The following is a 14,052-nucleotide window of genomic DNA, read 5'->3' on the forward strand; positions in this document are numbered from 1 at the left end:
AGCCTAGGTGCCGGCTGCAAGGATTGTGGAGATGGGCTGCCAGGCAACCAGCCAGGACCCCGCCACAATCGCCGTAAAAAGGGTAATCCAGATAAAGGAAGGCACCGACGTGGCGCGGTACAGCAGGTAAGCATCCGAACTTGCCAGACGCTCCCTGCGCCGCAGATGCACCTGGGAAAGCTTCAGCAGGTCCCGGACTGCTGCCACCAACAGGGCGAGCCCGAGGATGACCGCCACATGGCCGGTGAACGCATGCGGTACAAAAAAGATGAGCGCGGCACCGCCTGCGACAGCCCCGGCGGTGATCAGGATGCCTGCCATATTACGTATAAACAGCAGCGATGCCAGCAGGATCAGGGTGCCGGTCGCCAGTGCCGCGGGGCCCCAGCCGGCAAAACCTGCGGAAACCAGCGCGGCACCTGTCATCGCCGGAACCGGATAGCCCCAAAAACCGGACCAGACAGTGGCCAGCCGGCCACGGCTGTAGCTGATGGTGGTTCCCGAGTGGTCCAGGCTGAGCCGGATCCCTCCCAGTCTTTGGCCGCTGACAACCGCCGCGAAGGCGTGGCCCAGCTCATGGGTGGCGGTGGCCAAAAGGCCAAAGTACCTCCACGTGACCCGCGGGACAGACAGCGCAATGGCCATCAACAGCACCAACGACAACTCGAGGAGGGAAACCTGAGGGATGTCGGTGCGGCTGAAGGCTTCAACGATGCGTTGCCACAGTTGCCCAGGGAAGGAGGTCATGCCCTGCAGTGCGGGGAATAGTCATTGTCAGCCATAGACCTCTACGGTACTAGAGGGACGGTTCGCCGCCGCCCTGCCCGATGGGGTGCCCTGCTACTCGAGGAACATCGTGACCACTTTGAAGGAACGCCTGCATGCTGACGTAGTTGCGCACATGAAGGACCGTAACAAGACCGCCCTGACAACGGTGCGAAACGTCCTAGGCGAGATCGAAACGCGCGAAAAATCAGGCAAGACACCCGTAGTGCTCGACGACGCCCAGGTAACGTCGCTGCTGCAAAAGGAAGCGGCCAAGCGCCGTGACACCGCCAGGATCTACTCTGAGGCTGGCGAACCCGAACGGGCAGCAGCCGAGATCGCTGAAGCTGAGGTCATTGAGGCCTATCTTCCGCAGACCCTGACACCAGCGGAAGTGGAAGCCATCGTGGACGAAACCATCGCCCAGCTCACAGCCGAAGGGCAAACGCCCACCATGCGCCAGATGGGCGCCGTTATGAAACCCGTTACCGCCAAGGTTGCAGGGCGCTTCGATGGCAAGGCCGTCAGCGAAATCGTCCGCAGCCGCCTCACCTAAGACGAAAGGCACGTCCACGTCAGTGGGCGTGCCTCATCGAATCGTGCGGGCGCCGGCGGTTTATGCCGGCAGTGGGCTCCGGAGGTCCGGAATCAGCCTTCGCAGTCGGTGCAGTAGCTGTGTCCATCTTTTTGCCGTGCAATCTGGGACCGGTGCCGGACCAGGAAGCAGGAGTAGCAGGTGAACTCGTCGTCAGCCTGGGGAATGACCTGGACGACCAGTTCCTCGGCGACAAATTCGCCGCCCGGAACGCCGGCGCCATCCAGCCCATCGGCCTCATCGAGTTCGAGGACGACGCTGCGTGCGTCCGGTGCATTGGCAGACTGAAGCGCCTCCAGCGAGTTGTCCTGCGATTCCTTGACGTCGGAGCGGAGTTCGTCGTAATCGGTTGCCACTTAGGTGTTTCTCTTTTCTTTGGTTCTGTCTGTCGCGTATGCAACGTACAGCATCAGGCTGGTATTCCCCAATAGGCAGCGACGATGAATTGCACAAAGGCACGTCCGGGCGGCGCTTTTGTGACCAATGGCACGGTGGGGGGCCGAAATTCCGGGTCTTAAGACGCGAAGCGTGCGAGGGGCAGCCCAATTGTGACGGACAGGAGTCGGGCGTGGCAATAGTTTGCGCGTGCAGGGAATGGCAGGCTTTCCGCGACGGGATCGGAAGTGGCGCCCATGTGACCGACGCCATGCCTGGGTTGCCCGGGCCAGGCAGGCCCGGCAGGTAACCTGTTCGTTCCGGCCACACCATAAGCCTTCCGGCCACACCTTTAAAGGACACGACGATCTCCAGCTTCCCCGTAAAAGCCTTGTCCCTGTTCGTTGCAGCCCTGCTGACCGGCGGCCTGACCGGTTGCGAACCCGCCTCAACGATGGGAACCGCCCACGCAGGGACTGAGGCGAAGGCCGGCGACGCCGCAGCCGCGCTGGCCCAATTGGAGACAATCCCCATTAAAGGCCGTGCACCCAAGACCGGCTACAGCCGGGGCGAGTTTGGTCCTGCCTGGGCGGACGTGGACCGGAACGGCTGCGACACCCGCAACGACATCCTGGCCCGTGACCTCGTCGAGGAGACATTTAAGGACGGGACCCACAACTGCGTTGTGCTGACAGGCACGCTTCCCGACAAATACACAGGCAAGACGATTACGTTCATCCGGGGAGCCGACACCAGTTCCGAGGTCCAGATCGACCATCTTGTCCCGCTGTCGCTGGCATGGCAGACCGGTGCCCAGCAAATCAGCGAAGAAGAACGAAAACAATTTGCCAACGATCCCCTTAACCTTATGGCAGCGGACGGCCCGGCAAACATGTCCAAATCCGACAAGGACGCCGCCACGTGGCTGCCGTCCAACAAATCGTTTCGCTGTGAGTACGTTGCCCGCCAGACGGCAGTCAAGGCCAAGTACAAGTTGTGGGTCACCCAGCCCGAACATGACGCCATCGCCGGAATCCTGAACACCTGCCAATAGGCTGTCTGCGCCAAAGCCTAGGCCGTCAGGCTCCCTTTATCCCTCCTCTTGCAGGCGACCTTTCAACCCGCCGGGTTTTGCCGCTTCGGAAAAGCAATCCGGTCAAGGTCGTTGGCAATCACTACTGTTGCTTCCCCGGCACGCGCCCTGGCCTGTTCCGCCAGTAAGCCAACGTCTGGGTAGCGGGCGGAGAAGTGGGTCAGAACCAGAGTGCGGACGCGGCCAGCGGCCGCCAACGCGCCGGCCTGCCCGGCGGTGAGGTGCCGGTACTGCGTGGCCAGGTCAACGTCGGCGTCACTGAACGTGGACTCTGCCACGAGCAAGTCGGCGCCTTCGGCAAGTTCTTCAGCGCCGGCACAGGGTGCCGTATCCATCACGAAGGCGAAACGTTGGCCCCGCCGCGGCACACTCACATCCTTGATATGTACGGAACCGAGGCTGCCCTCGCGCTGCAGGCGGCCGACGTCGGGCCCGCTGATCCCTGCCTTTTCGAGTCGTTCAGCGAGCAGCGTATGCCCATCCGGCTCCACCAGCCGGTACCCGTATGTTTCGATCCTGTGGTTCAACGGGCGTATCTCCAACCCGGGGGCCACGGTGCTGCTGCCGGCATGCGGGTGTAACCGGAGATCAAGGCTCGGTGGAGCAAGGGAAACGAGGGCCCGAACTGCGTCCCCGCCTGAAGCCGGAAAATGCAGGTGCACGGTATGTTTCACGCCGTCCAGGACCATCCGGGAAAGCACGCCGGGAAGCCCAAGGCAATGGTCGCCGTGGACATGGGTCAGGCAGATCCGGTTGACCTGGTGGGCCGAAACACCGGCAAACATCATCTGGCGCTGCGATCCCTCACCAGGGTCGAAGAGGAATCCTTCGCCGTCCCACAACAGGAAATAGCCGTTGTGGTTTCGGGACCGGGTGGGGACCTGCGAGGCAGTTCCCAGGACAACGAATTCACGCATGAAACTGAGTGTGCCACGCGGCTGGACCTGCGGCAGGTGGTCACTGGATGAACTTTCTCCATCGAAAGTACATTTGGGGCCCTGTTGGTCCTAGTATTGGGACGTCTCATCACTCTTACATCCCGGGGGAAATACCTTGAGTTATCCGCAACAACAACAGCAACAGCCATTCCTGCAGGCCGGCGAGCCGCCGCTTTGGGCACCCTACTACGGTGCGCCGTTGCCGGTAGCTGTGAAGCGCTTCTTCAAGAAGTACGCAACGTTCTCCGGCCGTGCCAGCCGCAGCGAGTACTGGTGGTGGACTCTCGTCTCCGTCGGTGTCAGCATCATCCTGCAGATCGTCGCGGGCATTATGGGGGCTGCCGGAGCGACCGTTACGGCAGACGGGACGGCCGTCCCGGGGGCAGGAGCAGTTCCTGTCTACATCATCTTGGTAATCTGGGGCCTGGCCACCATCGTTCCGTCCTTGGCGCTGACCGCCCGCCGCCTGCACGACGTGAACCTCAGCGGATGGCTGATCCTCGTGGTGCTCGTTCCGTTCCTGGGCGCAATTGCCTTGCTCGTGATGACCATCCTGGCTTCCAAGCCTGAAGGCCAGCGGTTCGACCAGCCTGGCAGCATGTAGTACCAATGCCGTCATGAGGTCAGTTGAACGTAACCGACCAAACAGAAGAACCCGCTGTCATCTGCACCGCGGGTTCTTCTGTTGCGGGGGAGAAGTTGCCTAACCCCAGAACGTGATCAACATCACCCCTGAGAGTGAATGCCGCCAGAGTGCGGGTACACGAAAAAGCCCCTGGAATCAGTGGATTCCAGGGGTTTTCCCTTCTGTGCGCGGAGGGGGACTTGAACCCCCACCCCCTTTCGAGGACTAGCACCTCAAGCTAGCGCGTCTGCCATTCCGCCACCCGCGCAGGTGGTATTTCGGACAACGTTTCCGCCTTTCAGCGGTTCGCTTTTCTCCGAAGCAGCGAGAAAAACTCTAACACGAACTCTACGGAAAGATGGAATCGGGGCGAGTGGGTAGGCTGATGGCAAGCGAGTCGCCCTGGTTCTTAGCAGCCGTTCCCCCGCAAGAGGAGAAATCGATGTCTGACGTCCGTCCCGAGGATGAAGTTGTAGGGATCTGCCAGGACCTCATCCGGATAGATACTTCAAACTATGGCGACGGCTCAGGGCCGGGGGAGCGGGCAGCGGCGGAATATACCGCTGCATTGATCGAAGAAGTGGGCCTGACTGCTGATATCTTCGAATCCGCTCCCGGCCGCGCCAATGTGGTTACGCGGATGGCCGGCGAAGATCCGTCTGCAAGCGCACTGGTGGTGCACGGGCACCTGGACGTTGTTCCGGCACTAAGGGACCAGTGGTCGGTGGACCCTTTCGGCGCCGAGCTCAGGGACGGCCTGATCTGGGGCAGGGGTGCGGTGGACATGAAGGACATGGACGCCATGATCCTCTCGGTCATGCGGGGCTTGGCGCGCACAGGGCGAAAGCCGAAGAGGGACATAGTTTTCGCCTTTTTTGCCGATGAGGAAGCCGGCGGCGAGTACGGGGCCCGCTACGCCGTGGACAAGCGCCCCGAGCTCTTTGAGGGCGCCACCGAAGCCATCTCCGAAGTGGGCGGCTTCTCGGCAACCATTGGCGGACAGCGCACGTACCTGCTGCAGACCGCCGAGAAGGGTATTTCCTGGCTGCGCCTGGTGGCCCACGGACGCGCGGGGCACGGGTCCCAGATCAGCACGGACAATGCCATCACACGGCTGGCGGCAGCGGTGACCCGCATCGGGGAGTACAAGTGGCCAATTGAGCTGACCCCCACCACGCGCCAGTTCCTGGACGGCGTCACTGAACTCACAGGAGTCGAGTTCGACGCCGACAATCCGGATCTCCTGTTGAACCAACTCGGAACGGTGGCACGGTTCGTCGGTGCCACCCTGCAAAACACCACCAACCCCACCCTCCTGAAGGGGGGCTACAAGCACAATGTCATTCCCGAGTCGGCGGAGGCCCTGGTGGACTGCCGAACCCTGCCGGGACAGCAGGAACACGTTCTAGAGATCGTGCGCGACCTCGCCGGAGCCGGCGTCGATGTCAGCTATGTCCACTCGGACGTCTCCCTGGAGGTCCCCTTCGCGGGCAACCTCGTGGATTCCATGATCGACGCCCTGCACTCCGAGGATCCCGGTGCCAAGGTCCTCCCGTACACACTCTCCGGTGGAACGGACAACAAATCCCTGAGCAGGCTGGGGATCACCGGCTACGGTTTCGCGCCGCTGCAGCTGCCCGATGACCTGGACTTCACCGGGATGTTCCACGGGGTGGACGAGCGTGTCCCTGCCGATTCGCTCAAATTCGGCGCCCGGGTGCTTAACACCCTCCTCACGAACTACTGAGCAGGCCACGTATGACGCCGGAAGAAATCCTTCCCGAGGCGCTGCTGGAGCGCATCCGCGGCCGGGCAGCCGGCTATGACCGGGATAACGCCTTTTTCCACGAGGATCTGGCGGAGCTGGCCGCAGCCGGGTACCTCAAGCTCTTTGTCCCTGCAGCCGACGGCGGTGCCGGGTTGGGGCTTGAAGCGGCGGCGCAGTGCCAGCGAAGGCTGGCAACGGCTGCGCCCGCCACTGCCCTCGCGGTCAACATGCATTTGGTGTGGACCGGCGTCGCGTACGTCCTGGCCGGGAGAGGCGACCAGTCCCTGGACTTCGTCCTCAAGGAGGCCGCGAACGGCGAAATCTTTGCCTTCGGCAATTCCGAAGCAGGCAACGATTCAGTCCTCTTCGATTCGCGGACAGTTGCCACGCCACTGTCCGGCGGCGGCTACAGCTTCACCGGGTCAAAGATCTTCACGAGCCTTTCCCCGGCATGGACCAGGCTGGGGATCTTCGGAAAGGATGAAGGCGCGAGGGGCGGAGAGGGGGAACTGATTCACGGTTTCATCACCCGCGAGACCCCGGGCTACACAATCCTGGACGACTGGAACACGCTGGGGATGCGGGCCAGCCAGTCCAACACAACAGTGCTGAACGCCGCCGAAGTCCCCGCCGACCGGATTTTCCGCAGGCTCCCCGTGGGGCCGAATGCGGACCCGTTGATCTTCGCCATTTTCGCCTGCTTTGAATCACTCCTCGCCGCCGTGTACACCGGTCTTGGGGAGCGCGCCCTGCACCTGGCCGTGGAGGCCGTCAAGCGCCGCACCTCCTTCAAGAACGGTGGCCGGAGCTACGCCCAGGATCCTGACATCCGCTGGAAAGTGGCAGAGGCGGCCATGGCCATGGACAATCTCTACCCCCAGCTCCTGATGGTGACGCGTGATGTTGACGGCGTTGTGGACCACGGTCCGCAGTGGTTCCCCAGGCTCGTCGGATTGAAAATCAATGCCACAGAGACCGCCCGCCGGGTGGTTGACCTTGCCATCAGGGTCAGCGGAGGCTCAAGTTACTTCCAAGGCAGCGAACTGGAGCGCCTGTACCGCGACGTACTGGCCGGGATGTTCCACCCCTCTGATGACGAATCAGCGCACAATACAGTGGCGAATGCCTGGCTCGGCCCCCTGGAACAATGACGGTTGGGCCTAGACAGTCCGTTGGACCTGCATGACCCTGCGCCGGAGCCAAAAGCGGCGTCCGCCACCGAGGTAGAGCTTGCTGCGTTCCAGTTCCCACTTGCCGTACTCGGAGTGCTCCACGAGCCGGCGACGCGCCTCACGCAGTGAATCGTCAGGGCTTACCGTCAGTACGAGGTACTCGTACTGCCTCAAATAGTCCCGTTCCCGGTGGACGGAGCTGGTGAGAAATTGTTCCTTCATTGCTCTCCATTCTCGTCCATTTCCAGCTAACGTGAAGTCATGAGCATCGATCCGCGTGTCGCGCTTCAGTCCTTGACAGCTGCCTTGGAAGAACACCTTATCGCAGCCTCCAACCGGCGCGGCGATGGCGACCCCACGGTGGAAGCAGCTTTTTTTGCTGTTGCGGATGCCTTCGAAGTTTACGAGGACGCACTCTACGAGGCGTACAACGAAGTGACGCCGCTGCAGGTGTTTGACGACGAGGAAGATGAAGAGGAAGACAGCGTCCTGGACGACGATGAGGACCTGGAAATCGTCGAGGAGTAACGTCCGCCGGTTGCAGCAAAATACCGGCAGGATCAGGACGGTGGCAGGATCAGGACGTTTCTGAAACGTCCTCAAGGGCGCGGGAAATCTCCGGCGGCAATGGTGTCAGCTGGGCATCCAGGATCTCTTTAAGCTGGACAGGCGTCCGGGGGCCCACCATCGCCGTGGCAACCCCGTGCTGGGAAAGCAGCCAACTGAGGGAGACATCCAGCGGTGTGCGGCCCAATCCCTTGGCAGCCATGGCCACCGCCTCCACCACCCGGGACGGCTTTTCCGCCAGGTACGGTTCAACGTAGGGCGCAAGGACCGGGTGTGCGGCCCGGGAATCGCCGGGGATGTTGCCCCGGTACTTGCCGGTGAGGACACCCCGGCCCAGCGGGGCCCATGCCATCAGGCCCAGCCCTGCGTCCTCCACAGCGGGAATGAGTTCTGCTTCCGCCTTCCGCTGAAGGAGCGAATATTCTGCCTGCGCGGCCACCAGCGGAAACCCGGCCACGGCGGCGGCCTTGGCAGTTTGCCAGCCGCTGAAGTTTGAGACGCCTGCATACCTGGCCCGCCCGCTCCGCAGGGCGAATTCAAGGGCCGAGAGGGTTTCCTCCAACGGGACGTTGGCATCCCACGCCTGCGCAAACCAAATATCCACGTAATCGGTCCCGAGCCTCGCCAGGCTGGCGTCCAGCCCGGACAGCATCGCGTTCCGTGAGGTGTCCACCGTCCGCCGGCCGTCCGACGTCGACATCCCGGCTTTGGTGGAAATGGAGACTTCGGTCCTGGAGACGACGTCCCCCAGCAGCGATCCGATCATCGCCTCTGCGCGGCCGTCCGCATAGGACGCTGCAGTGTCGATGTGCTTGCCGCCGGCGTTGACGAAAGCGCGCAGCAGGTCCGTTGCGTCCTGTTCATCGGTATCGCCTGCCCAGGACATGGTGCCCAGGGTAAGGGCGGAGACCCGCAATCCACTGTTGCCGACATAACGCTGCTGCATAGCAGCAAGCTTACGGGGAATCATCAGGGTCCATGACGTAGGGTCTTAGCGTGAACTGGTTTGAGGCGGCCCTGCTGGGCCTTGTGCAGGGACTGACCGAATTTCTACCGATTTCATCAAGTGCGCACCTGCGGATTGTGGGGGAGTTCCTGCCGAACGCCGCCGATCCCGGTGCCGCTTTTACCGCCATAACCCAGCTGGGGACCGAAACGGCCGTCCTTGTCTACTTCCGGCATGACATCGTCAGGATCTTCAGGGCGTGGGCCGGAGCACTCACCGGCAAAGTGTCCAGGCAGGACCCGGATGCGCGGATGGGATGGCTCGTTATTTTGGGAAGCCTGCCCATCATCGTCCTGGGGCTTCTGTTCCAGGACCAGATCGAATCAGTACTGCGGAGCCTGTGGATTGTAGCCACCACACTGATCGTCTTCGGGCTGGTCCTGGCGGTGGCCGATGCGGTGGGCCGGCAGGAACGCGAGCTGAGCCGGCTGACGTACAAGCACGGTGTATTTTATGGATTTGCCCAGGCAATGGCGCTTATTCCCGGGGTTTCGAGGTCGGGAGGGACCATCACGGCCGGCCTGCTGATGGGCTACACCAGGGAAGCCGCGGCGCGGTACTCGTTCCTTCTGGCCATTCCTGCTGTATTCGGCAGCGGCCTGTTCCAGCTCTACAAGACCGTCACCAAAGAGGGCATCAGTGGACCCTATGGGCTGCCGGAGACGGCGATGGCCACCGTCATTGCGTTTGCCGTGGGTTATGTGATCATCGGCTGGTTCCTGAAGTTCGTTTCCACCCGCAGCTACCGCCTCTTTGTCTGGTACCGGATCTTCCTGGGGATGGCGCTGTATCTGCTGCTCGGTTTCAATGTCATCAGCGCCTAGCACTAGGCTTGGCGTGTGAAATCCTGGATATCCCGCCCTGTTCCCGAACTGCCCGGAAGAATGTCCGCCATACGGCTGTTCGACACAGCCCGCGGCATTGAAGTGACGCTTCCCAACGGCGGGGACCAGTCGATGTATGTCTGTGGAATCACGCCTTATGACGCCACGCACATGGGGCATGCTGCCAGCTACGTGGCCTTTGACCTGCTGAACAGGGCCTGGCGCGACGCCGGGCAGCGGGTTTCGTACGTCCAGAATGTCACCGACGTTGACGACCCCCTGCTGGAACGGGCCACAGCCACGGGAGTTGACTGGAGGGACCTTGCGGCCAGCCAGGTGGAGCTCTTCCGGACCGACATGGAAGCGCTGAACGTGCTGGCACCGGATAACTACGTTGGGGCTGTGGAATCCATTCCCCTCATCGTCCCGGCGATCGAGCATCTTGTCCGGCTGGGCCTTGCCTATCGCGTGCCGGGCACTGCGGGAGAACCGGATGGCGATGTGTATTACGACGTCGAGGCAGCCGGCAAGCATTCCGTCTCCGATGAACCGGACGCCTGGACCCTGGGCTCAATTTCGGGCCTGCCGGAAACTGAGATGCTGGAGCTCTTTGCTGAACGGGGCGGCGATCCCGGGCGGGCCGGCAAGCGTCAGGCCCTTGATCCGCTCCTTTGGCGGGTTGCACGGGACGGCGAGCCCAGCTGGCCCGGCGGCGAGCTTGGGCAGGGCAGGCCGGGCTGGCACATTGAGTGCACGGTCATCGCCCAGAAATACCTCCCGGCCCCCTTCACCGTCCAGGGCGGAGGCTCTGACCTGATCTTCCCCCATCATGAAATGGGTGCAGGGCACGCGTATTCACTGACCGGGGTGCCGTTGGCCCAGCATTTTGCCCACGCCGGAATGGTGGGCCTTGACGGTGAAAAGATGAGCAAGTCCAAGGGAAATCTGGTCCTGGTCTCCGCATTGCGGGCTGCAGGGGAGGAGCCCGCGGCCATCCGCCTGGCTATCCTGGCACACCACTACCGTACGGACTGGTCCTGGACAGAGTCCGGATTTGCCCAGGCGAAGGAACGGCTGGAGTCCTGGCGCGGCGCCCTTGCCAGCGCGCCCGCAGGATCTGCGGCTGGCCTTATTGCCGGGATGCGCGAGGCAATGGCCGCTGATTTGAACGCCCCGGCGGCGCTGGCGGCCGTGGACAAATGGGCTGCGATGGCTACCACTTCAGACACCGCGGGCAGCCAGCATGACCAGGCTCTTGCCAGCGACGCGATTGACGCACTTCTCGGGGTCCGGCTCTAACGCTTTCCTTCTCGGCGGGTGGGCCCCCTTTGCGGGTGGAACCCTTTAGGGCCGGTCCTGGCCGCGGCGTTTGAGGTACCGCTCAAACTCCCGTGCGATGGACTCCCCGCTCGCCTCAGGAAGGTCGGCGGTATCCTTGGCCTCTTCCAACTGGCGCACGTAAGCAGCGATTTCCGGGTCCTCGGTGGCGAGCTCATCAACGCCCCGCTCCCAGGCGTCGGCTTCCTCTGCCAGTTCGTGGGTATCCAAAGGCACCTGCAGCAACTCCTCAATCCGGTGCAGGAGGGCCAGCTGCGCCTTGGGTGACGGCGCCTGGGCTACGTAGTGCGGTACGGCCGCCCACAACGACACGGTAGGAATGCCTGCCAGCAGCGAGACTTCGGACAGTACGCCCACAATCCCCACCGGACCTTCATACTGGGAGGCCTCCAGGTTCAGACGCTCCCGGAGCGGTCCGTCGTCGGAGGAGGTGCTGACGGGGATAGGCCTGCTGTGGGGAACGTCCGCGAGCAGGGCTCCCACCAGCACCACGTAATCCACCTTCAACGCCTCCGCATGCACCAGCAGCTCGGCTGTGTAGGCACGCCATTTGTAGGAGGGCTCAGTTCCCTGCACAAAGATGACATCCACGTTGGAGCCGGGCGCACTCGCCTTGTAGATGCGGGTGGAGGGCCATTTGATCTTGCGTTCGCCTGCCGCGTTCCGCCGTACCGTTGGACGGGTGAACTGGAAGTCGTAGTATTCATCGGCGTCGATGGAGGCAACCTTCTTACCGCCCCAGAGCTTATTGAGGTAGCGAAGTGAATCGCTCGCGGCCTCGCCGGCGTCGTTCCAGCCCTCAAAGGCGGCCAACATCACGGTCACCCGCTCTCCGTCCGCCACTGGCAGCAGGAACCGCTCTGGCTCGTCCACGGCATCCGGTTCGGTGGTGTCTCCATCGAAGCTATTCATTTCTTCACCCTACGTCCAAGAAGCTGGGTGATGCATCGAATGAACCGCCAAAAAAACAAGCCGGCGCGGCGTCAGGGTTCCAGGAGGCCCCATATTCGCCAAGGGCGTAGCCCGCAGCTGGCGTTCAGGGTGGCACCGTAGACTGAAACCATGCGATCCACTGCCTCCCCTTCCCCGCTGAGAGCCGTTCTTTGGGACATGGACGGCACCATCGTGGACACGGAACCATACTGGATCGCCGCCGAACACGCGCTGGTCCAGGCTTACGGCGGGACCTGGTCGCACGAGCAGGCCATGCAGCTGGTGGGGCAGTCCCTGACGTTTTCCGCCGGCATTCTGCAGGAGGCCGGTGTCCGGCTGGAGATCCGGCAGATTATCGACACCCTGACTGCCGAAGTCATCCGCAATGTGCGGCGCAAGGTTCCTTGGCGCCCCGGTGCACGGGAACTGCTGGATGACCTCCACAGTGCCGGCATCCGCTGCGCCCTGGTCACCATGTCTGAAGGCCCGCTGGCACGCGAAATAGTTTCCAGTCTTCCCCGGCAGTACTTCGAATTCCTGGTCACCGGAGACAGTGTGGTCCGCGGCAAGCCGGACCCTGAGGCGTACCTGACGGCTGTTGAACTGCTGCGCCAGGATGATCCCGGCCTGACCGTGGACCACTGTGTGGCGCTGGAGGACTCGGCACCGGGCGTTGCGGCGGCGGTAGCCTCAGGTGTTGCCACCGTTGCCATTCCGCATATGGTCCCGCTGCCGCCTGACCCGCGGCACGTGACCTGGGAATCACTGGAGGGACGCACCGTGGCCGAACTGGAATCCATCGCTGCACGCCGGGGCGAACAGCAGGCCGGCACGTCGGCAATGCCGGCAACCGCTTCGAGGAGCCTTGCACTTGACTAAAACGAAAGCGCCCTCCCGCAGGGAGGGCATTCCGCTGGGCAGGATTGCGGGCATTCCCGTCATTCTGGCCTACTCCTGGTTTATCATCGCGGCCTTCACGGTGGTTGCCTTCGGACCAGCGCTCCTGGCGAGGAACCCCGCCCTGGGCTTCGCCGCCTACTTGGTGGCCTTTGCTTACGCCGTGCTTCTGCTGATCTCGGTCCTCGTCCACGAACTGGCTCATGCGCTGACCGCCAAGATCTATGGCTGGCCCACGCAGAAGATCGTCCTGAACCTTTGGGGCGGGCACACACAGTTCGAAAACTTCACGGCCACCCCGGGGCGCTCCGTGCTGGTGGCACTGGCCGGGCCGGCCGCCAACTTCGTGCTCGCCGGGGGGACGTGGCTGGTCCGTGCCTCGGCCGACCTTGGCGGAGTGGCGGACATCCTGACAAATATCTTTATGGTGGCCAACCTGCTGATCGGCATCTTCAACGTCCTGCCGGGACTCCCGCTCGACGGCGGGCGCCTGGTCGAGTCGGCGGTCTGGAAGGCAACGGGAAGCCAGGCAAAAGGCACAGTCGCCGCGGGCTGGGCCGGACGTGTCCTTGTGGTCGCCCTGGGATACTGGTTTATTGCCAGGCCGCTGCTCGCCGGTGAGCCGCCGGACCTCACCTTCCTAATGATTACCATCCTCGTCGCCGGATTCCTCTGGATGGGCGCTTCGGCCTCCATCCAGCAGGGGACACTGCGCGGCAGGCTCCACCTGGTGAGCGCTGCAGCGCTGTCCGAACCCGCCGTCGGAATTCCTGCTTCTGCAACAGTGGCGGAAATCCTGCGGCTCTCACCTGCCGGAACCCCTGCAGTTGTTGTCTGCGGCCCGGACGGCCGGCCGCAGGGAGTGGTGGACCCTTCGGCGGTTTCTGCCGTACCCCCTGCCGCCGCAGGAACCACCCCAGTGACGGCCGTGTCCTATGCCCTGGTTCCCGGCGCCTATGTGCCCGAATGGTCCAAGGGGCAGGAGCTCATCCAGTACCTCGCCCAGCTGGAGGGCCGCGAATATGCCGTGGTGGATCACCGGGGGACGGTGACCGGACTCCTGCGGCAGAACGCAGTGCTGGCTGCCATCACCGGCAAGGGTCTCCGGCCCAATGGCCATCGGCAGGACCAAAACCGGTAGAGTTACGTGCCGGTC

16 protein-coding genes and 1 tRNA gene are annotated in these 14,052 nt (G+C 62.9%); 10 read left to right on the forward strand and 7 right to left on the reverse strand.

Features of this window, described 5'->3' with window-relative positions; all coding sequences use genetic code 11:
• Window positions 1-3 precede the first annotated feature (3 nt).
• Window positions 4-747: a M50 family metallopeptidase gene (locus M1E17_RS12750; protein ID WP_457962406.1), complete on the reverse strand. Its 744-nt coding sequence runs from the start codon at window positions 745-747 to the stop codon at window positions 4-6.
• A 109-nt stretch (window positions 748-856) separates the two neighbouring features.
• Between M1E17_RS12750 and M1E17_RS12755 the strand changes: the two genes are divergently transcribed.
• Complete coding sequence (locus M1E17_RS12755) at window positions 857-1,321, forward strand: GatB/YqeY domain-containing protein (protein WP_457962407.1); 465 nt, start codon at window positions 857-859, stop codon at window positions 1,319-1,321.
• Window positions 1,322-1,413: 92 nt separating this feature from the next.
• Here M1E17_RS12755 and M1E17_RS12760 read toward each other — a convergent pair whose 3' ends face one another.
• A complete protein-coding gene (locus tag M1E17_RS12760) occupies window positions 1,414-1,716 on the reverse strand; it encodes a DUF4193 domain-containing protein (protein ID WP_267275158.1) in 303 nt (100 codons plus the stop codon).
• Window positions 1,717-2,189: 473 nt separating this feature from the next.
• Here M1E17_RS12760 and M1E17_RS12765 point away from each other — a divergent pair, with 473 nt between their 5' ends.
• Window positions 2,190-2,789, forward strand: a complete 600-nt coding sequence (locus tag M1E17_RS12765) for an HNH endonuclease family protein (protein WP_457967741.1) — start codon at window positions 2,190-2,192, stop codon at window positions 2,787-2,789.
• Between the two features lie 62 nt (window positions 2,790-2,851).
• Here M1E17_RS12765 and M1E17_RS12770 read toward each other — a convergent pair whose 3' ends face one another.
• On the reverse strand, window positions 2,852-3,745 hold the full coding sequence (locus M1E17_RS12770; RefSeq protein ID WP_457962408.1) for a ribonuclease Z: 894 nt from the start codon (window positions 3,743-3,745) through the stop codon (window positions 2,852-2,854).
• A gap of 136 nt (window positions 3,746-3,881) precedes the next feature.
• Between M1E17_RS12770 and M1E17_RS12775 the strand changes: the two genes are divergently transcribed.
• Window positions 3,882-4,370 carry a DUF805 domain-containing protein gene (locus M1E17_RS12775; protein ID WP_457962409.1) on the forward strand — a complete coding sequence of 163 codons (489 nt, stop codon included), beginning with the start codon at window positions 3,882-3,884 and terminating at the stop codon, window positions 4,368-4,370.
• 206 nt (window positions 4,371-4,576) lie between these two features.
• Here M1E17_RS12775 and M1E17_RS12780 read toward each other — a convergent pair.
• Window positions 4,577-4,659, reverse strand: a tRNA-Leu gene (locus M1E17_RS12780).
• A 174-nt stretch (window positions 4,660-4,833) separates the two neighbouring features.
• Between M1E17_RS12780 and M1E17_RS12785 the strand changes: the two genes are divergently transcribed.
• The gene (locus M1E17_RS12785) at window positions 4,834-6,138 is read left to right on the forward strand and encodes a M20/M25/M40 family metallo-hydrolase (protein ID WP_457962410.1); all 1,305 of its coding nucleotides are present in this window, start codon (window positions 4,834-4,836) and stop codon (window positions 6,136-6,138) included.
• A gap of 11 nt (window positions 6,139-6,149) precedes the next feature.
• Window positions 6,150-7,310: an acyl-CoA dehydrogenase family protein gene (locus M1E17_RS12790; RefSeq protein ID WP_457962411.1), complete on the forward strand. Its 1,161-nt coding sequence runs from the start codon at window positions 6,150-6,152 to the stop codon at window positions 7,308-7,310.
• 9 nt (window positions 7,311-7,319) lie between these two features.
• Here M1E17_RS12790 and M1E17_RS12795 read toward each other — a convergent pair whose 3' ends face one another.
• Complete coding sequence (locus M1E17_RS12795) at window positions 7,320-7,553, reverse strand: DUF5703 family protein (RefSeq protein WP_457962412.1); 234 nt, start codon at window positions 7,551-7,553, stop codon at window positions 7,320-7,322.
• A gap of 39 nt (window positions 7,554-7,592) precedes the next feature.
• Between M1E17_RS12795 and M1E17_RS12800 the strand changes: the two genes are divergently transcribed.
• On the forward strand, window positions 7,593-7,859 hold the full coding sequence (locus M1E17_RS12800; protein ID WP_457962413.1) for a hypothetical protein: 267 nt from the start codon (window positions 7,593-7,595) through the stop codon (window positions 7,857-7,859).
• A gap of 49 nt (window positions 7,860-7,908) precedes the next feature.
• Here M1E17_RS12800 and M1E17_RS12805 read toward each other — a convergent pair whose 3' ends face one another.
• Window positions 7,909-8,844: an aldo/keto reductase gene (locus M1E17_RS12805; protein WP_457962414.1), complete on the reverse strand. Its 936-nt coding sequence runs from the start codon at window positions 8,842-8,844 to the stop codon at window positions 7,909-7,911.
• Window positions 8,845-8,894: 50 nt separating this feature from the next.
• Here M1E17_RS12805 and M1E17_RS12810 point away from each other — a divergent pair, with 50 nt between their 5' ends.
• Both M1E17_RS12810 and mshC read left to right on the forward strand, forming a co-directional pair.
• Window positions 8,895-9,728, forward strand: a complete 834-nt coding sequence (locus M1E17_RS12810; RefSeq protein WP_457962415.1) for an undecaprenyl-diphosphate phosphatase — start codon at window positions 8,895-8,897, stop codon at window positions 9,726-9,728.
• A 15-nt stretch (window positions 9,729-9,743) separates the two neighbouring features.
• On the forward strand, window positions 9,744-11,027 hold the full coding sequence (mshC, locus tag M1E17_RS12815) for a cysteine--1-D-myo-inosityl 2-amino-2-deoxy-alpha-D-glucopyranoside ligase (RefSeq protein ID WP_457962416.1): 1,284 nt from the start codon (window positions 9,744-9,746) through the stop codon (window positions 11,025-11,027).
• Between the two features lie 45 nt (window positions 11,028-11,072).
• Here the strand turns inward: mshC and M1E17_RS12820 are convergent, their stop codons facing one another.
• Window positions 11,073-11,978, reverse strand: a complete 906-nt coding sequence (locus tag M1E17_RS12820; protein WP_457962417.1) for a PAC2 family protein — start codon at window positions 11,976-11,978, stop codon at window positions 11,073-11,075.
• Window positions 11,979-12,128: 150 nt separating this feature from the next.
• Between M1E17_RS12820 and M1E17_RS12825 the strand changes: the two genes are divergently transcribed.
• Window positions 12,129-12,878, forward strand: a complete 750-nt coding sequence (locus tag M1E17_RS12825) for an HAD family hydrolase (RefSeq protein ID WP_457962418.1) — start codon at window positions 12,129-12,131, stop codon at window positions 12,876-12,878.
• Window positions 12,865-14,037: a site-2 protease family protein gene (locus M1E17_RS12830; protein ID WP_457962419.1), complete on the forward strand. Its 1,173-nt coding sequence runs from the start codon at window positions 12,865-12,867 to the stop codon at window positions 14,035-14,037. Before M1E17_RS12825 ends, M1E17_RS12830 begins: the two co-directional genes overlap by 14 nt.
• The last annotated feature ends 15 nt before the right edge of the window (window positions 14,038-14,052 follow it).

The sequence above is a fragment of the Arthrobacter sp. D1-29 genome, assembly GCF_054130585.1.

Coding starts and splice junctions, on each gene's coding strand:
- M1E17_RS12770 (WP_457962408.1), bottom strand. CDS start 3,745: ATGCGTGAATTCGTTGTCCTGGGAACTGCCTCGCAGGTCCCCACCCGG.
- M1E17_RS12785 (WP_457962410.1), top strand. CDS start 4,834: ATGTCTGACGTCCGTCCCGAGGATGAAGTTGTAGGGATCTGCCAGGAC.
- M1E17_RS12750 (WP_457962406.1), bottom strand. CDS start 747: ATGACCTCCTTCCCTGGGCAACTGTGGCAACGCATCGTTGAAGCCTTC.
- M1E17_RS12765 (WP_457967741.1), top strand. CDS start 2,190: ATGGGAACCGCCCACGCAGGGACTGAGGCGAAGGCCGGCGACGCCGCA.
- M1E17_RS12795 (WP_457962412.1), bottom strand. CDS start 7,553: ATGAAGGAACAATTTCTCACCAGCTCCGTCCACCGGGAACGGGACTAT.
- M1E17_RS12790 (WP_457962411.1), top strand. CDS start 6,150: ATGACGCCGGAAGAAATCCTTCCCGAGGCGCTGCTGGAGCGCATCCGC.
- M1E17_RS12800 (WP_457962413.1), top strand. CDS start 7,593: ATGAGCATCGATCCGCGTGTCGCGCTTCAGTCCTTGACAGCTGCCTTG.
- M1E17_RS12825 (WP_457962418.1), top strand. CDS start 12,129: ATGCGATCCACTGCCTCCCCTTCCCCGCTGAGAGCCGTTCTTTGGGAC.
- M1E17_RS12805 (WP_457962414.1), bottom strand. CDS start 8,844: ATGCAGCAGCGTTATGTCGGCAACAGTGGATTGCGGGTCTCCGCCCTT.
- M1E17_RS12820 (WP_457962417.1), bottom strand. CDS start 11,978: ATGAATAGCTTCGATGGAGACACCACCGAACCGGATGCCGTGGACGAG.